This window comes from Gelidibacter sp. (assembly GCF_053579655.1).
This window is the reverse complement of sequence record NZ_JBMDWE010000007.1, coordinates 16,835-37,346: the sequence shown is the minus strand read 5'-3', so window position 1 is coordinate 37,346 and position 20,512 is coordinate 16,835. Positions and strand designations below refer to the sequence as shown.

At 35.9% G+C, this 20,512-nt stretch carries 23 protein-coding genes; 11 read left to right on the top strand and 12 right to left on the bottom strand.

Going from position 1 to position 20,512, the window contains the following annotated elements; genetic code table 11:
• Positions 1 to 88: 88 nt before the first annotated feature.
• The 12 genes from ACOH2D_RS05435 to ACOH2D_RS05380 all read right to left on the bottom strand — a co-directional run bounded on the left by ACOH2D_RS05435 (position 89) and on the right by ACOH2D_RS05380 (position 6,914).
• Positions 89 to 343 (bottom strand): heavy-metal-associated domain-containing protein, encoded by a 255-nt coding sequence (locus ACOH2D_RS05435; protein WP_449534612.1) that lies wholly within the window; start codon positions 341 to 343, stop codon positions 89 to 91.
• 12 nt (positions 344 to 355) lie between these two features.
• Positions 356 to 1,705, bottom strand: a complete 1,350-nt coding sequence (locus ACOH2D_RS05430) for an APC family permease (protein WP_449534611.1) — start codon at positions 1,703 to 1,705, stop codon at positions 356 to 358.
• A gap of 231 nt (positions 1,706 to 1,936) precedes the next feature.
• Positions 1,937 to 2,398, bottom strand: coding sequence for a universal stress protein (locus ACOH2D_RS05425; RefSeq protein ID WP_449534610.1), 462 nt, complete (start codon positions 2,396 to 2,398; stop codon positions 1,937 to 1,939).
• A gap of 299 nt (positions 2,399 to 2,697) precedes the next feature.
• Positions 2,698 to 2,976 (bottom strand): DUF5676 family membrane protein, encoded by a 279-nt coding sequence (locus ACOH2D_RS05420; protein ID WP_449534609.1) that lies wholly within the window; start codon positions 2,974 to 2,976, stop codon positions 2,698 to 2,700.
• A gap of 17 nt (positions 2,977 to 2,993) precedes the next feature.
• Positions 2,994 to 3,212: an SHOCT domain-containing protein gene (locus ACOH2D_RS05415; protein ID WP_449534608.1), complete on the bottom strand. Its 219-nt coding sequence runs from the start codon at positions 3,210 to 3,212 to the stop codon at positions 2,994 to 2,996.
• Between the two features lie 296 nt (positions 3,213 to 3,508).
• The gene (locus ACOH2D_RS05410) at positions 3,509 to 3,895 is read right to left on the bottom strand and encodes a DUF302 domain-containing protein (RefSeq protein WP_449534607.1); all 387 of its coding nucleotides are present in this window, start codon (positions 3,893 to 3,895) and stop codon (positions 3,509 to 3,511) included.
• 5 nt (positions 3,896 to 3,900) lie between these two features.
• Positions 3,901 to 3,990, bottom strand: a complete 90-nt coding sequence (locus tag ACOH2D_RS05405; RefSeq protein WP_449534668.1) for an SHOCT domain-containing protein — start codon at positions 3,988 to 3,990, stop codon at positions 3,901 to 3,903.
• A gap of 302 nt (positions 3,991 to 4,292) precedes the next feature.
• Positions 4,293 to 4,853, bottom strand: coding sequence for a hypothetical protein (locus ACOH2D_RS05400; RefSeq protein ID WP_449534606.1), 561 nt, complete (start codon positions 4,851 to 4,853; stop codon positions 4,293 to 4,295).
• A gap of 62 nt (positions 4,854 to 4,915) precedes the next feature.
• Positions 4,916 to 5,119 carry a membrane or secreted protein gene (locus ACOH2D_RS05395; protein ID WP_449534605.1) on the bottom strand — a complete coding sequence of 68 codons (204 nt, stop codon included), beginning with the start codon at positions 5,117 to 5,119 and terminating at the stop codon, positions 4,916 to 4,918.
• 95 nt (positions 5,120 to 5,214) lie between these two features.
• The gene (locus tag ACOH2D_RS05390) at positions 5,215 to 5,688 is read right to left on the bottom strand and encodes a hypothetical protein (protein WP_449534604.1); all 474 of its coding nucleotides are present in this window, start codon (positions 5,686 to 5,688) and stop codon (positions 5,215 to 5,217) included.
• A 75-nt stretch (positions 5,689 to 5,763) separates the two neighbouring features.
• Entirely contained in the window at positions 5,764 to 6,345 is a 582-nt protein-coding gene (locus tag ACOH2D_RS05385; protein ID WP_449534603.1) for a helix-turn-helix domain-containing protein, read from the bottom strand.
• A 170-nt stretch (positions 6,346 to 6,515) separates the two neighbouring features.
• Complete coding sequence (locus ACOH2D_RS05380) at positions 6,516 to 6,914, bottom strand: HYC_CC_PP family protein (protein ID WP_449534602.1); 399 nt, start codon at positions 6,912 to 6,914, stop codon at positions 6,516 to 6,518.
• Positions 6,915 to 7,212: 298 nt separating this feature from the next.
• Here ACOH2D_RS05380 and ACOH2D_RS05375 point away from each other — a divergent pair, with 298 nt between their 5' ends.
• The 11 genes from ACOH2D_RS05375 (at position 7,213) to ACOH2D_RS05325 (ending at position 20,222) form a co-directional block, all read left to right on the top strand.
• Positions 7,213 to 7,629: an HYC_CC_PP family protein gene (locus ACOH2D_RS05375; RefSeq protein ID WP_449534601.1), complete on the top strand. Its 417-nt coding sequence runs from the start codon at positions 7,213 to 7,215 to the stop codon at positions 7,627 to 7,629.
• A gap of 135 nt (positions 7,630 to 7,764) precedes the next feature.
• Positions 7,765 to 11,550, top strand: coding sequence for an efflux RND transporter permease subunit (locus ACOH2D_RS05370; protein WP_449534600.1), 3,786 nt, complete (start codon positions 7,765 to 7,767; stop codon positions 11,548 to 11,550).
• Positions 11,547 to 12,776 (top strand): TolC family protein, encoded by a 1,230-nt coding sequence (locus ACOH2D_RS05365; RefSeq protein ID WP_449534599.1) that lies wholly within the window; start codon positions 11,547 to 11,549, stop codon positions 12,774 to 12,776. Before ACOH2D_RS05370 ends, ACOH2D_RS05365 begins: the two co-directional genes overlap by 4 nt.
• 119 nt (positions 12,777 to 12,895) lie before the next feature.
• Positions 12,896 to 13,321, top strand: coding sequence for a hypothetical protein (locus ACOH2D_RS05360; RefSeq protein WP_449534598.1), 426 nt, complete (start codon positions 12,896 to 12,898; stop codon positions 13,319 to 13,321).
• 702 nt (positions 13,322 to 14,023) lie between these two features.
• Entirely contained in the window at positions 14,024 to 14,656 is a 633-nt protein-coding gene (locus ACOH2D_RS05355; protein WP_449534597.1) for a DUF3347 domain-containing protein, read from the top strand.
• Entirely contained in the window at positions 14,657 to 15,109 is a 453-nt protein-coding gene (locus tag ACOH2D_RS05350) for a heme-binding domain-containing protein (protein ID WP_449534596.1), read from the top strand.
• Between the two features lie 57 nt (positions 15,110 to 15,166).
• Positions 15,167 to 15,631, top strand: coding sequence for a DUF3347 domain-containing protein (locus ACOH2D_RS05345; protein ID WP_449534667.1), 465 nt, complete (start codon positions 15,167 to 15,169; stop codon positions 15,629 to 15,631).
• Between the two features lie 683 nt (positions 15,632 to 16,314).
• Positions 16,315 to 16,902: a DUF2911 domain-containing protein gene (locus tag ACOH2D_RS05340; RefSeq protein ID WP_449534595.1), complete on the top strand. Its 588-nt coding sequence runs from the start codon at positions 16,315 to 16,317 to the stop codon at positions 16,900 to 16,902.
• Between the two features lie 258 nt (positions 16,903 to 17,160).
• On the top strand, positions 17,161 to 17,640 hold the full coding sequence (locus ACOH2D_RS05335) for a DUF305 domain-containing protein (RefSeq protein WP_449534594.1): 480 nt from the start codon (positions 17,161 to 17,163) through the stop codon (positions 17,638 to 17,640).
• Between the two features lie 11 nt (positions 17,641 to 17,651).
• Complete coding sequence (locus tag ACOH2D_RS05330; protein ID WP_449534593.1) at positions 17,652 to 19,394, top strand: efflux RND transporter periplasmic adaptor subunit; 1,743 nt, start codon at positions 17,652 to 17,654, stop codon at positions 19,392 to 19,394.
• Between the two features lie 261 nt (positions 19,395 to 19,655).
• Complete coding sequence (locus ACOH2D_RS05325; RefSeq protein ID WP_449534592.1) at positions 19,656 to 20,222, top strand: helix-turn-helix domain-containing protein; 567 nt, start codon at positions 19,656 to 19,658, stop codon at positions 20,220 to 20,222.
• Positions 20,223 to 20,512 lie beyond the last annotated feature (290 nt).

The following is a 20,512-nucleotide window of genomic DNA, read 5'->3' as shown; positions in this document are numbered from 1 at the left end:
AATACGTTTTTTTCTGATGAATTTCGATTTTAAGGCATATTTACCAGCCTCTATCAATATAAAGACTGAATTTTTCTAGCACCCACAATTACCCACAACATCCACCACCAGATTTTTTTGGTTCATTTGTCTCTTGAGTTCCTACAATACCATAATTGCCTGCTTTTGATAATACCGCCTGTAATTGTGCCGTACTTATAGCGCTATCTGCATGAATCACTGCTTGTGGTGGTGAAAGACTTACCGATACCGCTTTTACGCCTTCTATTTGACTCAATGCTTCTTCAACGGTCTTTACACAACCTCCACAAGTCATTCCTTTAATTACTACTTCTTGTTTCATAATCTTATATTTTTAATTGTTATTATTGCTCGTAATTTTCATTTCCATCGGCATATTACCTTCATCGTCTGTATGCGAAATCATAAATAGACGTTCTGCAGCAATTATTAAAACAATCCCGATAGCTGCAACGATAAGTACAAATGGATCGTTTAAGTATTTTAAATAAAGAAAGGCAGTGAGCACTGCGATATCCATTACTATGGCTATTAAGGGAATGAGAGGTTGAAATTTCACTTCTTTTTTTAGGTGGCGGAAAAGTCCCCAGTGAATTGCAATGTCCATAATGAGATAAAATATAGCTCCTATGGAAGCAATCCTTGTTAAATCGAGTAGTGCAGTGAGTAAAATGGCAAGTGATACCGTGAATATGAGGGCGGGCTTTTTAAAGTTCCCCATTCTTTTTAAGGACGGCACCTGTTTCATATTGCTCAACATAGCCAACAGGCGCGATGCTGAAAAAACACTGGCTATAACACCAGATACTGTGGCAATTATTGCAATACTAATGGTAAACCAAGTACCCCATTCCCCAAAAGCAGGTTTCGCGGCCGCCGCAAGGGCATAATCTTTTGCAGCAATAATTTCAGGAATGGTTAAGCCTCCAGCCACTGCCAAAGCCAGAGCTACATAAATGATCGTGCAGATTAGAATAGAAATAATAATGGATCGTCCCAGGTTTTTATGTGGGTTGTTAATATCCCCGCCCTGATTTGTAATGGTTGTAAACCCTTTATAGGCGAGGATTGCCAATGCTAATGCGGCTACAAAGCCTAATCCCTGTGGTAAGGCTTCGGTGTTTTGAGGGATATAATTTCCTGTAATATCTGCAAATCCCGAAGCTATAAGACCTGCAACGGCGAGCACTGCAATACCGACCACTTTGATAATTGCTGTAAAGGTGGCTGTTACTCCAATTACTTTATTGCCTGAAATATTCACGATATATGCAGTTACCAAAAGCAAAATACCAAGAACGGATGCGAAACCAGCAAAACTCTCTGGGAACAACCGAAGCGTATAGGCGCCAAAAGTGCCTGCTACCAGGCTTTCTGAGACAACCATTGAGACATACATCAACAAGGAGAAAACACCAGTCGTAGTTCCTGGGCCGTAGGATTTATTTAAAAATTTCACGACCCCTCCAGAGGATGGAAAAGCATTTGAAAACTTTACATAGGAATAAGAACTGAAACCCGCCACAACAGCACCTGCAATAAAAGCAATCGGGAATAAATCGCCCACTAACTCTGCTATTTGTCCCATAAGCACGAATATGCCAGCACCAATCATTACGCCTGTACCAAGAGATATGGAACCTACTAAGGAAAGCTTCCTGTTTTTATCTTTGGTGTTTTTCATCTTTAAATTATTTCTTCGTGTAATAAATTGATGGTTTTAGCTTAAAATTTCAAATAATCACGCGGTTGCCTTTTTTGGACCTGAAATAGCTCATCGGATTTGGAATCCATAAGAACGATTTCATCGTTGACCTTGCAACCAGATTCTTTTAAACTATTATTTGAGTGGTTAGCGCTCATAGCTCCTTTTAATACTATTAACCTTTTTCGGTCTATAGGTGTTCGTTATATGCTACTTCACATCTTTTTCTTTTACGATCATTACCGAACACTTTGCATGTGTTGCTAAATATTGCGAAACAGAACCCAACAAAAAGCGTGAAAAAGCTCCTTGTCCTTGGGAACCAACAACAATTAGATCAGCATCAAAAGATTCTGCTTTTTCTAAAATTTCTCTTATTGGAACACCACTAACAACGGCTGTTGTAATATTAAGTGAGTGATTTTTATCTTTTAATACTTTCACAGCTTCCGAAATGATTTTTTCTCCTATTTTTTCTGCATTTCTTATAAACTCTTGATAATAGTTTTCAAGAGACCCTGTAGTTGTAATGAGTTCTGGGGTCAGCATTGCGGGATGCTCATATACGCTTATAACACTAACTTCACAGTCATTTGGCAAAGGCAGTTTTGCAAGTTCTGTAACGGCTGATTTACTAAAATCTGAACCATCTATTGCTAACACTATTTTCATAATTTAAATGTTTTATTAATTATAGTTTTTATAAATACAAACTTTATTGTTTTTTAAAAGTTCTGGATAGTCTATATATAGAGAGGATATTATTAGACTAACTACTTCTTAACCTGATTTTTATGCCATATCAAACTAGGTAGGTGTGCGGTTAAGTTAGATTAGTGGGTATAGCAATGAGGCTCATTTTGGATTTCTTTTCTCTAGCCTTTATTTGACAAATGAATTCTTTCATAAGGTGAAATAATGTTTAGTGATCATATTAACCAGACATATTGCGTAAATCTTAAATGGTCTTCCTATTTTTGAACTTTGATTTGAGCATTATAAAAAGCTCCGATACATGCTCCTATAAGCCAGCCCAGAATGAAAGTTTGGACAAAGCCAAAGAATGCCTCCAAAAGAGGTACATCCATTCTGATAATGCTTGAGGTATCCAAGCCATGTAAAAGATTATTAAAAAAGGTAATTGTACCTTCTTGACCTGCCGTTCTCATTACAATCATACAGCCCAAATAGAGTATTGCACCTGTAAACCCAAAAGCAAAACCGAGTTTTTTAACATTTAACCGATGCATAGTTTTAGGATTTTGAGTTAGTTTTCTGATTTTAAAATCTTTTTTGATTCTTCAAATTCTTCTTTGGATATTTCGCCTTTTGCAAAACGTTTCTTTAAAATTTCCAGTGGGTTCTCTTTCTTTGATTTTTGATATGGTATACCTCCTGGGATGAAGAAAATCCAAACAAGAAAAATAATCCATATTATCCACCATATTAGGTGCATACCTCCAAAATGTCCGTCGTAATAATGCATAACTTTAATTTTTTAGTTGTTAAAAAATATATTTTGATTTTTGAATTGTAAGTGATACTTACTGTTTTTCGCGCTATATGATTAAATTTTTTTTTTAATGATGATCTTTATGGGTATCCTTCACAGTTGAATATAGAGTGTTGGCCTTTTTCATCCCTTCATATTCATATTCATATCCATTCCTTTTCCGCCATCATTGTTGTGCAGGATTTCATGCAATCTCTGCTCATCATACGTTTTTCGTGCAGTTATATATTTAGATTTAAGTTTGTGATTATATCCTATTTTTTGAAGTATTATAATTTTGCAATCACATTCTCTAGCATGGATGATATTTCTTGAGCAATCTCATTCAATTTTTCATTTTCTACAGCTTGCATTGATGCTATTGGATTGATAGCGGCTACTTCAATAAGCCCTTCTTCAATTTCTTGTACAATTACATTGCATGGCAACATGGTCCCAATCTTATCTTCTGCTTGCAAAGCTTTATATGCATAGGGTGGACTACAAGCTCCAAGTATCCTATACTTTTTAAAGTCTATATCCAGTTTTTTCTTCAAGGTTGCTGTTACATCAATTTCTGTTAGTATTCCAAAACCTTCTTCTTTCAATTCTTTTGTCACTTTCTCGATTACCTCTTCAAAAGTGCCTTTGATTATTTTATTAAAATAATAGTTCATTGTTTTTAATTTTTAAGGTTCATCGTTCGTTTTTGTTCTTCAAATTCTTCTTTGGATATTTCACCCTTGGCAAACCGGTTGTTTAGAATATCCATGGGATTTCCCATGTTCGTGTTATTTTGTCTGTTTCTTCCTTTGTAGAGAAACACGACCAATAAAAAAACAACTGGTATCAGTAGCCACCACCACATCATCATCATAATCGTATAGTTTTAATTGTTAAAGACTCTAGTTTAAATTAGCTATTAAAGTTGAGTCCCTGATTTTTAAGTCATTAAGCTTGTTGAATATGAAAGCTTATTTCCATAATGCCAACACATCAGCATATCCTAAAATTATCGACGACGGACTAAACTAGAGTCTTGTTAAATAATTATTATCCTTCCGAGTCAGGAATTTACTGTTTTTCATTCTTCATTTTCCCGTTCATCTTCTTCATCATTTCAGGATTTTTTTCCATCATTTTCTGCATCATTTCTTCCATCATTTCAGGGTTTTCATTCATCATTTTCATCATCTTTGCTTTCATTTCCATTTTCATCATTTCATTGTTATGGATTTTATCCATCAGCATTTTACGTCCCTTTTCGCTCTCCATCATTTTAGCGAGCATTTTGGATTGCATCTTTTGCATCATTTCCGGGTTTTCTTCGATCATCTTCTGCATTTTGGATTGCATTTTTTCTTTCATTTCAGGATTTTTTTCCATCATCATTTTCATATTTCCAGATTCCATTTGTTCCATATGCGCTTTCATCAAAATCATTTTGGCCTCTTCACTTTTTTCTGCCTCACTGATGAAATTGGTCAACTGGACAGGGTTTGAAATGATTTCTTGATAAATGGCATTTCTATTTTCTGTTACCTGCATTGTCTCGGTGGCATTGAAGGATGATTTGCAACTGAACATTGTTGCCAACAATCCGATTGTCATTAAAATTTTTACTGTTGTTTTCATGATTTTCATTTTTAGAATATTAAATATTATGTTAAACTAATTTTATACTTGGAACTTGACGGTTAAGAATTTTGAGATTCGTCACAATCTTTAACCTGATCGGGAGTTCTGCCACAAAATCCACATGGCTCTCCATTTTTATTGAGCATGGGGTTTTGGCTGGCACACGTTCCTGAAAATTTGCCATCCTTTTTAAGCCAAAGTTTTATGGCTATTCCTGCAATACCTAATCCTAAAAGGATAAATGTGATTAATATGATTTTCATATGTTATCTATTTTTTGTTTTAAACCACCAAATTGCCAGAAGGATAAATGGTATAATCCATAAATACATCATACTTGCTTGATTTTAATATTATGTTATTTGTGAATGTCTCCCAAGTTCATTCCCTTATCGCCCATCATCTGCATACTGGATTGCATACAATCTTTACTCATCAAGCCTTTTTCGTGCATCATTTTCATCATAGTTTCCATCATTTTTCCGTCATTCATCATTCCGTTCATCATTGATTGGCTGCCTTCCATGTTGCCCATCATTCCGTGCATCATATTTTTCATCATCATGCTGTCTTTCATCATCATTTGCATGCCTTCTCCCTTCATCATAGAGCCCATCATTTTTTTATTGCCTTGCATCATTTGCATTGTGTGCTCGTTATTATGCATGCTTTCCATAAACTCGTCCATATAATCGTCATTCTGGGTTATGGCATTAAAAACCTCTGAGCGGGTTTCAGGACTTTCCATAAATGCTTGAGGATCTGTCTCTTGTTTGCAACTGTTTAAGCTTAATAGCCCAATCATCGATAAAATAATTGTTAGTGTTTTCATAATTATTTGTTTTATATTTATTAGTTAAAATTATTTGTTTTGCATTTTTATTGTCTGCATAACTTTCGTTATTACTTATATAATTTCATCATAAAAATTCCGCTTCCAATTTTCTGTGTTCTTATAATCAGTCATACTCACCCCGACTACTTCTTTAAACTGCCTGGACAAATGGTTGACACTACTGTAGTCTAATAAGTATCCTATTTCTGAAAAAGAATGTTGTTTAAGCTGAATAAGCTCTTTGACTTTCTCGATCTTCAATTTGATAAAGTATTTTTCTATGGTTGTCTGTTCACTGGCAGAGAATAATTTGCTTAAAGTCTTATAGTCCCTATGAAGACTTGATGCCAACAGTTCAGATGTTTTTACCATGATATGAAATGGTAGCTCTTGCAATTGTTCAATTAGAATCAGCTTGATTCTTTCAGCTATCATTTCTTCTTCATTGTGAACGATTTCAAAATCATTGGCGTGTATTATGGTCGTTACCGCATTGACAATTTCGTCGTTGGTTTTATTTGGTGCTTCTACCAACAATCTTCCTAATTCTAACGAAAGTACTGTTACCCCAAGTTCCTGTAGTTCCTGTGTAATTACTTTTAGGCAGCGATTACAGACCATATTTTTAATCCAAAATTCTTTTGGCTTACGCATAGCACATAATGTTTTGTCATTGAGTTTAACTCTATGATCTGAAAGGCAAAAGCCTGTCAAGGTTAGTGATGAAGGTGTCGTCGAGAATAACGTACGACAAATGTTAGCCAGAAGGGAAACTGTGGCTATAGCTGTGACGCAGATTAAGTTTTAAACTGCGATATGGAATTCTAAATTAAAAAGGTCTCGTTGAGAATTATTATATCAAATGATAGTAGAGGTGGTCTATAGGCTTGAAATGTGAGTTCGCTATTTTCTAGTAATTCAAATAGGTCGATAAAGGAATCGATAAATGTACTTAGGAAGGCTAAAGTCTCAACTTCTAAAATAACGGTTGATTTTTTGAATGAATCATCTCCTGGCTTTACCAGAGTTTGACTATCGCAACAGTCTTTTTCTTGTATCGAAGTGCAGTGCTTAGAATTATCGTCCTTTTCCTGAGCCATGACCGTACAGGTTCGTGCTTTACCAAAAAAAGCCATATCCACTAATTGATTACAGCAAAAGTGCATATCTACTGTAAAAGAAGTAGTGGTAAACAGAATAGTCACTGCTAAAAAAAAGGACAATATTTTAGTGGAAAAAGTTTTCACATCCTAAAGGTAAGCATTAATGTTTAATAAGTATCTGAAAGGTTTTGTAACATTAAAGTGCTAATTATTAAATTAATAATATTATGGTATACCCCAAAAATAATTTTTATAGTTGAAAATAAAAATGATATATATCATGTTATCACATTGATCGACTTTTATTGTTCCTTATAGAAAAATCGTCGTGGGGTCTTGAGGTATTAATTCAACTTTTAAAATCCGAAATATTTGTTAAAAGCATAAATTGTAATTGATTTTTTATATGTTTGTAGCAATGAAAAAGATTTTTCATAAAATATCGTCATTCAGTTTAGCGCTTATTGTGTTACTTTCAACCGTTTCTTTTACTGTTGAAAGTCATTATTGTGGTAATATTTTAGTGGATTCTTCTTTTTTCGGTGATGTTGAAACTTGCGGTATGGAAGTCCACGACCATTTGCCGTCATCAGAATGTGATATTTCAAAAAAAGATTGCTGTAATGATGTGAAAGATACCGTTGAAGGACAGGATGATTTAAAAATGTCGTTTCATACTTTAGATAAAGTCCAACAAATTTTTGTTGCTGCTTTTATCCATTCCTATATTAATCTTTTTGAGGATCAAGATGCAGATATCAATTCTTTTAGAGATTATGTTCCTCCGTTCCTCATACAGGACATACAAAAGCTACACGAGACTTATTTAATTTGATTTTAAACAGTTCCGATTTTTGATCGGAAAGATTAGCCCTTTGGAAACAACCCAATTGGGCTCATTTTGTTGTTTTTAATTTTCTGATGTTTTCAGGATTTTATTCAATGTTTAACTGTTTAACAATCAATACAAATGCTAAATAAAAGCATAAAATTTCTCATAGAGAATAAGCTAGTGGCGGTCTTAATGCTCGCACTCTTTATAGGTATGGGGGTGGTAAACGCACCTTTTAACTGGGATACCGGTTTTTTACCTAGCAATCCTGTCGCCGTTGATGCCATTCCTGATATTGGCGAAAACCAACAAATCGTTTATACCCAATGGGAAGGTCGCTCCCCACAGGATATAGAGAATCAAATAAGCTATCCACTTACCACCACTTTACTGGGCATTTCAGGGGTGAAGACGATCCGTAGCTCTTCCATGTTCGGATTTTCGAGCATCTATATCATTTTTGAAGAAGATGTGGAGTTCTACTGGAGTCGAAGCCGTATATTAGAAAAGCTAAATTCCTTACCATCTGGTTTGCTGCCCGATGGAGTAAATCCGTCTTTAGGTCCAGATGCCACAGGTTTAGGGCAAGTTTACTGGTACACTCTGGAAGGGCGCGATAAAGATGGCAATGTGACGGGAGGATGGGATCTACACGAATTGCGGAGTATCCAGGATTACTATGTGAAATATGCACTGTCATCAGCCAGTGGTGTTTCTGAAGTAGCTTCAATTGGTGGCTATGTTCAGGAATATCAAATTGATGTAAAGCCAGAGTTGATGCGCCAATATAATATCAGTCTGTCTGAAATTGTCAAAGCGGTCAAAGAAAGCAATAAGGATATCGGTGCCCAAACGATGGAAATCAATCAAGTAGAATACTTGGTTCGGGGTCTGGGATATATCAAAACTGTTGCGGATATTGAAGATGCCGTTGTTACTTCAGAAAATTATACTTCGATTCGGATTAAGGATATCGCAAATGTAAGCTTAGGACCTGCACCCCGAAGAGGAATTCTGGATAAAGAAGGTGCTGAGGTTGTAGGTGGGGTTGTAACTGCGCGATACGGTGCAAACCCGATGGAGGTGATCAATAATGTCAAGGAAAAGATAGAGGAACTTAAAGCCGGTCTGCCTTCCAAAGAACTTTCGGATGGCACCCTGTCACAACTTACCGTCGTCCCATTTTACGACCGATCTGAACTTATTCAGGAAACGCTGGACACGCTTGACGAAGCATTAAGCCTGGAAATACTCATTACAATATTTGTTATTATCGTAATGGTCTTTAACTTAAGAGCCTCCATTCTTATCTCGGGACTCTTGCCTGTGGCAGTACTGATGGTCTTTATTTCGATGAAGTTCTTTAATGTGGATGCGAATATTGTTGCTCTATCCGGGATTGCCATTGCCATCGGTACTATGGTGGATATAGGGGTTATACTTACAGAGAATATAATCAGGCACCTGGATGAGGAAAAGGAACGTTACACCGCAACCGGCATAAAACAACATATTAATACAGTGGTTTATGAAGCAAGTGCTGAAGTCTCAGGAGCTATTACTACCGCAGTATTGACCACTATTATCAGTTTTGTCCCAGTGTTTACAATGCTTGGTGCTGAAGGTAAATTATTCCGTCCCTTGGCATTTACCAAAACAATGGCGATTACAGCCTCCTTTATCGTTGCGTTATTTCTTATCCCTCCATTTGCTGCTTATCTGTTCCGAAGAAAAAGCATTAGAAAAGTTACTAGCTATCTTTTAAGCGTAGGCCTTATTCTTTTAGGAATTACAGCAATAGTCTTTGGATATTGGTTAGGCTTGATTTTAATAGGTTTTGGCATAACAGGCTTATTAAAGGACGAGAAGATTGCATCTAGGATATCAAATAAAATTACATTGTCTGACAAGCGAGCCAATAATATCAACATATTTATTTCTGCTTTTGCAGTGGTCTTCCTATTGGCAGAATTCTGGCGCCCACTTGGAGTGGATAAAAGTATATTTTGGAACCTGTTATTTGTTGGCCTTATCTGTTTTGGCCTATTAGGGAGTTTCTGGTTGTTTCAAATTTACTACACACGAATTCTCCGTTGGGCATTACGTAATAAGTTGTTATTTCTATCGCTTCCAACTCTTATAGTTGTTTTTGGGGTCTTGATTTGGCAGAATACGGGTAAGGAATTTATGCCCTCCTTAAATGAAGGGTCATTTTTATTGATGCCAACCTCGATGCCCCATTCTGGCGTTGAGGAGAATAAACGGATACTGCAACAGATGGATATGGCAGTAGCGAGTATTCCAGAAATTAAAACAGTTGTTGGGAAAGCTGGACGTACCGAGTCTGCTCTTGACCCGGCCCCATTATCGATGTATGAAAATATCATTCTTTATAAGTCTGAATACGCACTAAATGAAAAAGGGAAGCGACAGAGATTTAAAGTGAATAAGGATGGGTTATTTGTTCTTAAAGACGGTAAACTCGCTCTAAATCCCAATAGTAAAGTAGCTAAGGAAAATAATAATGACGATTCTGACACCGCAGATACATTTTTTGTGACAGACCAAGATCTTATTCCCGATGATGATGGAGAATTTTATAGAAACTGGAGACCAGAAATAAAATCGCCTGATGATATATGGAATGAAATAGTGCGGGTAACAAAACTCCCTGGCGTGACATCTGCTCCTAAATTACAACCTATCGAAACTCGGTTGGTAATGTTGCAGACAGGAATGCGGGCCCCAATGGGGATTAAAGTCAAAGGTCAGGATCTTCGGAAAATTGAAGCTTTTGGAATTGAATTGGAAGAGATTTTAAAGCACGCGGAAGGTGTGAAAGTATCGGCTGTTTTTGCGGATCGTATTGTCGGGAAGCCTTATCTCCTCATAGATATTAAACGTGACCGACTTGCCCGTTATGGTGTTACCATTGAGCAAGTACAGGAAATTCTACAAGTTGCAGTTGGCGGGATGCCATTGACGCAAACGGTAGAAGGAAGAGAGCGTTATGGCGTACGCGTTCGATATCCACGTGAGTTACGTGCTGATCCCGAAGATTTAAAAAATATTTATGTGCCCGTAGAAAAAGGTAATCCAGTGCCGTTGGGAGAACTTGTAGACATCCGTTACGAGCAAGGCCCATTGATGATCAATAGTGAGGATACTTTTCTGATAGGACACGTTTTATTTGATAAACTTGACGGTTATGCCGAAGTCAATGTGGTGGAAAATGCCCAAGCCTTGATTAAAGAAAAAATCGCGAATGGAGAACTCACAGTTCCTAAAGGTATAAATTATCAGTTTACGGGAACTTATGAAAACCAACTACGGGCGGAAAAAACGCTCTCTGTGATCGTGCCATTGGCGTTGGTGGTCATTTTCTTAATTCTTTATTTCCAATTCCGTTCGGTGACAACCTCGCTGATGGTGTTTTCTGGTATCGCCGTAGCTTTTGCTGGTGGCTTTTTAATGATTTGGTTCTATGATCAGGATTGGTTTTTGAACTTCAATTTTTTTGGAGAAAACTTACGGGAGATGTTCCAGATGCACACTATCAACTTAAGTGTCGCCGTTTGGGTTGGTTTTATTGCCCTCTTCGGAATTGCTACCGATGATGGTGTTGTAATGGCTACTTATCTTACCCAAACCTTTGACAAAAACGAGCCGGATAATGTAGCTGAAATACGCGAGTCAATAGTAGAGGCAGGAATGAAGCGGATACGCCCTTGTTTGATGACTACGGCAACTACCATATTGGCACTATTACCAATTTTAACGTCGACCGGACGAGGAAGTGATATTATGATTCCTATGGCAATTCCAAGTTTTGGAGGGATGCTCATCGCATTGATCACCTTGTTTGTAGTTCCAGTATTATTTAGCTGGAGAGCCGAAGTTAAACTTAAAAGAGCAACAAAATGAAACAGATTAAATCACACATAAAAGGCCTCTTAATGCTTTGTACCTTGAGCTTTGTTCTTTCAGTTCAAAGTCAAGATTTGCAGAGCCTCATAGACGAAGCGTTAACCAATAATCCCGAGATTCAAAAGTTTGATTTTCAGTATCAGATTGCTTCTGAGAAAGTGAATGAGGCCAACAGCTTACCAAATACCGAATTTAACGCTGGCGTTATGGCAATAGCACCGGAAATGGATATGCCGATGGAGCGTTTTAGAGCATCCGTCATGCAAATGTTGCCGTGGTTTGGAACGATAACAGCGCGGGAAAGTTATGCGTCATCCATGGCCGACGCTCAATATATTGAAGTGACCATTGCCAAACGAAAATTGGCACTTTCTGTTGCGCAATTCTATTATCTGCTCTATGAAATTAGAGCCAAACAAGTAGTACTTGATGAAAATATAGCACTCTTGGAAACCTATGAACGTCTTGCACTCACTTCCTTAGAAGTGGGTAAGGCTTCGGCAGTAGATGTATTACGGCTACAGATTAGGCAGAATGAGCTAAAGCAGGAGATAGACGTTTTAATTCAACAAAACAAAGGCATCCAAGCGGCGATGAACAGTTTAATGAACCGTCAATATGATAAAGATGTCTCCGTGGTTTCAGCTCTTGAGATTCCAGAAAACGACAATTTTTTTAGCTACGACGCCTTGTCTGTAAACCCAGAGTTGCTCAAATATGATAAACTTTATGAATCGGTTGAACAGTCTGAGTTGTTAAATCAGAAAGAAAGTAGCCCGATGGTAGGTTTTGGACTGGAATATATCAATCAAGAAAATAGCCCGATGATTACCAGTTCTTACAAAGATATGATAATGCCAATGGTGTCTTTGTCCATACCAATTTTTACTAAAAAGTATAAATCTCAAACGAGGCAAAACGAATTGCGTAAACAGGAGATTCGATCCGAAAAAGATGAACGCTTAAACATGCTGACCTCTGAATTATCAAAAGCAATATCGGAACGTAATCAGTCGCGAATTATGTTTAATACCCAAGAGAAGAACCTGAAACAAGCTGAAGATGCTGAAGCTATTCTTATTAAGAACTATGAGACTGGGACAATTAATTTTCGTGATGTATTGGATATTCAAGAGTTACAGCTGAAATTTCAAATGGGACAGATTGAGACATTAAAACTTTACTACGTGCAACAATCACTAATAAATTATTTAATCCAATAAGAATAATAAAGAACATTAAATAAAAAATATGATTTGTTATCAGTACGTCAGAAAACAAAAATTAGAATAAGATAACACAATACTAACAATAAGATAAATTCCTTTAAACAATTGAAATCATGACAAAACAAATAATTATTACAGTAGTTGCAGCCATTGCTTTAATGAGCTGTAAATCCGAGGCTAAGACACCTGAAGTTGCAGAAACGATGATTGAAACCAAGGTTGAAGTCAATAAAATAGAAACAACACAAGACTATCAAGTAGGTTCTCAAATCCCAAATGAATTGGTGTGTATGGTAAATAACGCATATATGGGGAAACCACAGATGCCCGTTCCCGTAAATGGTAAGACCTATTATGGCTGTTGCCAAATGTGTGTAGGCCAATTAAATGACGATGAAACGGCGAGAATGGGTAAAGACCTTTTTACCGGCAAATCCGTTGATAAAACCGAAGCATATATTGTGCTTATGGATAAAGATGGTAGAGTGGATTATTTTGAGTCCAAAGAAAACTATATAAATTATATAAAAGAGTCATAAATTAAATTTCTGTTGAGTTAAAAGGTTGAAATGAAAACAAGAAAAGTGAAAAAGTCAAGATAAGTTCAAATCTCAAAACTATTTAATCAAACACGCACGATGTATAAAATTTTCATACATAAAGAACATGGAGTGCGATTGTTGCATAAAAGCGCTCAAAAACGAAATTGATGCACAGCAAATAGAGTTGCAAGAAACTGACTTGGGCACGTGAAATTGCATATTAAGAGTGAAGAGGAAATGGAAAAACTAAAAAATAGTATTGAAAGTAACGGTTTTACGCTAATAGATTCTGCTGCAGATAAATTCGTCCAAACAGGTTAAGATTCAACTCATCAAAATCTTGGATAAGAATTTCAGGAATACTTTAAACCAAATTACATAAGTATAAACCGCAATTATTAGATAAAAAATTAGAATAAATATAATTTTTTATTTTAAAAGGAAACACTATTATCGGCACTTTTTTCTAGCCTCGTTTTTTTCGGGGTACAAGCACAAAAGGTAGATGAAATATCCAGCGAAGAGTATGACGAGATCAAGCAAATAATACTCTCAAATAAATAAATGTACGAAGCAGTTCAGAGGTTTAAAAGGCATATAATTAGATCTATAGGAAATAAATAAGTTTTATAAACAATTAAATCAACGAAGTAAACAATTAATTTAAATCAAATATTACCAATTATAATTTAAAACAAAATGAAGAAATTAAAAACAACATTAGGTATAGTTGCGATTGCATTTATAACCTTAACAGTAGTGTCTTGTAAGAACAGCACGAAAGAACAAAGTAGTAATGATGGAAACCATTCTGAAATGGGTGCTGATGAAGATCATTCAATGATGGATCATGACAATAGTGATGGTCATCATGATGGCGATAAAAAAGAAATGGCAATGAGCGGAGATGATAAATCACAAGCCGTTTTAAACGACTACTTGAATCTTAAAGATGCTTTAGTTGCAGACGACAATGCCAAAGCAAAAAAACTTGGTGCAACCTTGGTAACAAGTTTAGGAAATCTTGAAGCTTCAACAAATTTTTCAGATGCGCAAAGAGCCAATTTGAAAGATATAATTGAAGATGCAATAGAGCATGCGGAACATATTTCTGAAAGCGACATAGATCATCAGCGAGAACATTTTAAAATCTTGAGTAAGGATGTAATTGATATGGTTGCTATTGCGGGGACTAAAAACACGCTATATCAACAGTTTTGCCCAATGTATGATGGAGGTAGCGCTTGGTTAAGTATGAGTAAGGACATTAAAAATCCTTATTACGGAAGTAAAATGCTGGATTGCGGTGAAGTGCAAAAGGAGATTAACTAAATGAAGATTGTAAAAATCATAGTGTTAGTATTACTGGTGGCGTTTGTGGGAATTCAATTTATTCCCACTACTCGCAACCAAAGCGATACTGTTCCGTCAACTGATTTTATGCTAGTCAATAATGTTCCAGAAACTATTCAAAAGAAGTTACAGGTATCCTGCTATGATTGCCACAGTAATAATACCCAATACCCTTGGTATAATAGGATTCAACCAGCTGCTTGGTTTTTGGAAGCTCATATCAAAGATGGGAAGGCTGATCTAAATTTCAGTGAATGGGATTCCTTATCCAACCGAAGAAAAGCAAGTAAGTTAAAGTCTATTATTTTGCAGATTGAAAGTGGCGAAATGCCTTTGTACTCATACACCTTTATTCATGGAGACGCTAAGTTTTCAGAGGTAGAAGCAGAAGAAATGATCAATTGGATCACAAAATTAAAAGATAGTCTATAATTAATAATTAAAATTAAAATGAAAAAAATGAAAAAATTAAAAATGAGTATAGCAGCAATGCTATTGTTAGTAGTTTCTTTTGCCAATGCACAAAATAGTGACATAAAAACAGAAGCTATATTAAGTGATTACTTCAGTTTAAAAGACGCCTTGGTAGGAGATGACGCTAAAAAAGCCGCACAATCCGGAACCAAATTGGTAGCCTCTCTAAAGGCGTTTGATTTGAGTAAGTATTCAAAAGAACAGAAAAAAGATCTAGCCGATATTATAGAAGATGCTACAGAGCATGCAGAACATATTTCAAAAAGTCCTATAGATCATCAAAGAGAACACTTTAAGACGTTGAGTAAGGATATGACAGATTTAGTTGCCATTACGGGAACAAAAAGCACCCTTTATGAGCAGTTTTGCCCAATGTATGATAAAGGTAGTGCGTGGTTAAGCACAAGTAAAGAAGTGAGAAATCCGTATTACGGTAGTGGAATGCTTAAATGCGGAAAAGTTCAAAAAACTATTCAATAGATATCGATTCCTGAAAAAGTCTTATCAATATTCTGGTTTATTAGTTAACAGTAGGTTGTAAGATGATAAAGATATCTGAATAGTGAAGTCCTGTAGTGGGAAGGAAAACAAGATGGCTAGTTAGTGTTAAATCCTTCCCGGTTCAGGCACAATGAAATTTGAAAAAGAAAAGTTGATTGGTTAATAGCAGCCTGAACATGGGAGAGAGAGATTAAATCCCTAAAATATAATGTCTCTCTTCCAATGTCAGGCAATTAAAAACTTATGATGAAGAGAAGTTTAATGTAGAGTACTTGATATAGAGAGGTGAGGCTTTTGGCTAGTTGGTTAGTAGGGGGGGACTTCTCATTTCAAGTGTTTTGAGTATTTCATATGAGACTGTAAATATTAGAAATAGTAAGCGATTGTAAAAAAGAAAGGAAATCAATATGTATTGTTGTACTAGGTTCTTTCCAAATCAGGAAAAAATTTAAGTCCTAATAAGAGAAAGGGAATATCTGTTTTGTTGGTTGGATAGTAAGGCTCTTTCTCTTAATTAGGCACAACGATGGCCAGGCTTGTAACTCATGTATTTACAACAAAAAGTTGTGTTTATATTGTTGTATTAACCACTAGTAAAAAAGGGAATATTTTCAAAGAAAGAAATATCTGCTTTAATTAAATTAAAATAAATAAAAGATCTTATGAGACTATGCGTCCAATTTATTCTATTGTTATGCACTTTTGTTTTTGTGGCCTGTAATCAGGAAAAAAAGCAACCTGAAATAACTCCTGAACAATCTCAAGCTAAATCTGTACCGAAACCATTACAAAAAGTATTAAGTCCACACGTTTCAGCTACGGTAATAATAGGTGACACACAAATTCATATAGATTATTCATCACCTGGGGTTAGAAATAGAATGATATTTGGTGGTCTTTTGGCTAATGATCAGGTGTGGCAAGCTGGTGCGCATATGGCTACTTGGATAGAAACCAACAAGGACATAATTATTGACAATAAAGTCTTACCTGCTGGGAAATATGGTTTTTTCACCATTCCCTCAAAAGATGAATGGACTGTCATTTTTAATTCTAATTGGAATCAACATGGCAAAGATGAGTATAATGAAAACGAAGATGTTTTGCGTTTTAAAGTTAAGCCAAAAGCTTCAGATGAAATAATAGAACACTTAAAATATGAAGTTGTCAAAGTTAATGATAAAGAAGGTACTATCTCACTAGGGTGGGAAAGAGTATTAGTTACTTTTAACTTTCAATGCACGCCATAATGGTAAATAGGCACACAGCTCAAAAAATAAGAAGAACACATCGGTAACCGTAGGACGCGTTGGTTCGACCTTTTTTGAATGACACACTTTAAGGGCTATGAAGGTAGAAGTAATTTTAACACCATAATATTGCGAGTATTTTCACTGTTAGGATTAATAACAGTATTAAGTGGTTTCTACTTTGGTAAACGTCATCACCAACGATTAGAAAAATGATTAAGAAGAAACGAAAATAGAGAACTCTAAAATCAATATAAAATGGAAAAATCAAGTCAACACAAGAAAAACAACTACACAAAATTTGTTGGAATGCTCGCAGCATCCTTCGTAGCAATGTATATTACAATGTACCTAAACACGTATCAACTAGATCACGTCTATTTTAGTCTTACTCGTTTTTATATGAGTTGCTTAGGTATTTCTGCAATGGCTATAATAATGTTTGTGACTATGCGTAACATGTACCAGAACAAACGGAAGAATATAGCAATTGTTTTGGGAAGCATTATTCTTTTTACTGGTGCGTTAGGCCTGGTAAGGGTCCAGGCTCCAATTATTGGCGATGTACTCTGGATGAAAGCTATGATTCCACATCACTCGATTGCTATTTTAACGAGTGAAAGTGCAGCAATTAAAGACCCAGAAGTTAAAAAACTGGCCAATGATATTATAAAAGCTCAAAGAAAAGAAATTGAAGAAATGAAAGCAATGATAAAAAGATTAGAGAATAATAAATAAAAAAATAAACAATGAAAAAGAATATTATTTACATAGGTGTTGCCTTAATTATTGGCGTTCTGGGAGGTTTTTTGCTATTTGGTGGTCAGACGTCAAATAATGGCAAGGACAACCACGACCATTCAAAAGAAATTGCTTCTAACCAAATGTGGACTTGCTCCATGCATCCACAAATCATGCAACCAGAACCAGGAGATTGTCCTATTTGCGGAATGGACTTAATTCCTGCAGAATCGGGAGGGGAAGGTCTCGCGCTAAATGAAATTAAGATGACAAATAACGCAATGGCTTTGGCGAATATTCAAACCGTTGTTGTGGGCAATGCAAATAGTACGGATGGCAATATCTTGTTGCTCTCAGGGAAAATTATGGCTAATGAAGAAGCCAATGCAGTACAAGCCAGTTATTTTGAAGGTCGAATAGAAAAGCTGAATGTCAATTTTACAGGAGAAGAAGTTCGCAAAGGTCAATTATTGGCAACCATTTATGCACCAGAACTTGTTGCCGCACAACAAGAGCTTTTAACAGCAGCTTCTATGAAGGAATCACAACCAGGCTTATATAATGCCGTGCGTAATAAATTAAAACTGTGGAAGGTTTCAGAAGACCAAATTAATCAAATCGAGACTTCTGGAAAAGTACGGGAAAATTTCCCGATTTACGCGACTGTTTCTGGTACGGTTTCAGAAAAAATGGCAGAGCAAGGCGATTACGTTAAACAAGGACAACCGATTATTAAAGTCAGTAATTTGGGAACGGTATGGGCCATGTTTGATGCTTATGAAAATCAAATTTCACAGCTAAAAAAAGGTCAGAAGATAATTGTAACCACTAATGCGTATCCAAATAAAGAATTTGAAGCTACAGTTTCCTTTATCAACCCAACGTTAAATACAGCATCCAGAACCGTTTCAGTAAGGGCGACATTAAATAATAAAGACGCTATTTTGAAACCAGGAATGTTTGTGACTTCCAAAGTAGAATTGTCAAAAAGCACAACCACTGAACCACAAATAAGTGTGCCGGCATCAGCAGTCCTATGGACGGGAAACAGGTCTTTAGTTTATGTCAAAACAAATCCTAACGATCCTATTTTTGAGATGCGAGAAGTTGGATTAGGAGCCAAGAATGGCGATATGTACACTATTATCGACGGACTAAATAATGGAGAAGAAATCGTTACTAATGGCACTTTTACTGTAGATGCTGCAGCACAGCTTCAGGGCAAAAGAAGTATGATGAACGCAGGAGGACAAACGGAATTAGATCCTGAAAATCATCTCGCTGAAAATGAAAGACTAGAAGTATCCTCAAAGTTTCAAACACAGCTGAAAGCGGTTTTTGATGATTACATCCTTTTAAAGGATGCATTAGTTAATGACAATAGTAATGACGCTCAAACAGCTGCAAAGAAAATAGAAGAAAATTTGGCAAAGGTAGATATGAAGCTGCTTAAAGATGAAAAAGCACATGATCATTGGATGACTATTCAAAATGAATTAAATAGCTCAGTTAATGCCATTGGAAAAAGTTCGGAAATAGCAACACAAAGAGGTCATTTCAATCATCTTTCCGCTCATATGATAAATAGTGTGCAGCTTTTTGGGGTTAACGAAAAGGTGTATATTGAATTCTGCCCTATGGCAGATAGTAATAAAGGAGCTTATTGGTTAAGTCTAGAAAAGGAAATTCGTAATCCCTATTATGGAGAATCAATGCTAAAATGTGGTGAGGTAAGCGGGACTTTAGAGTAAGAGAATTCTGGATTAATCGTGTAATCTGAATAAGATCATAAAATCATCTTGGTTTTAAAAAGGAGAGCGATGATGAGTGAAAGCAGAAGAAAAAGAAGGCAAAACACAAAGTTAAGGAATCAACCGAAAAGTGATATTACAAAAAAAGATACTATCATAGCCATGCTCGTGATGCTGTTAATTTTCGTAGCTACGGCTATTGCTGCTATATACTTAACACTTGATAGAACAGGGGTGAATTTTTTTTGAGGCAAATAGATTATGAGTCATATTATTCACATTAAAAATATGGTTTGTCCAAGATGCGTATCAGCGGTATCGCAAATTTTGGTAGAATTGAACATTGAGTACAAAACAATCAAATTAGGAGAGGTAGAATTGGTTTCAAAACTCAATGAATCGGAAAAAGAGATGGTTTCTAAAAAGCTCCAAGATGCAGGTTTTAGTTTCATTAGCGACCGGAAAAGTCAACTAATTGAACAAATGAAAAATCTAGTTGTAAAAAAAATACATCATTCCAGTGAAGTAGTCGAGGTGAAATGGGCGGAAATTATAAGTAGAGAGCTCAATCTAGATTATAAATATTTAAGTTCGCTTTTTTCATCGGTTGAAAGCATCACCTTTGAGCAATATATCATCAATCAGAAAATTGAGCGCGTTAAGGAATTTCTGGTTTATGACGAATTGACATTGAGTGAAATAGCATATAAATTAAATTATAGTAGCGTGTCTTATTTGAGTAATCAATTTAGAAAAGTAACTGGAATGACCCCGACACAATTTAAAAATGCAGGGGTTAAGAACCGGAAATCATTAGACAACATCTAAGTGCTAAGAACTATTGAATTGAAGCGTTAAACAATGGTGTAATGTATTTTAGTTATTGCGCAGATTCTTATGTGGATTTCGACGATATTCACAATGATGTTATCTTATACCAGGATAGATGTAGTTTGTGCAGATGTCTGTAGAATATATGTTGGAGCTTGTGAAAAATATCCATAGTGCAAAAAGTCAATTTTATTATTAGATAAATGAGATGCCTCCACCTCGAGTTTTTCAAAGACCACAGCTGAAAACTGTGGTCTTTTTGTTTTAAGTATGTATCAAGGGTGTTT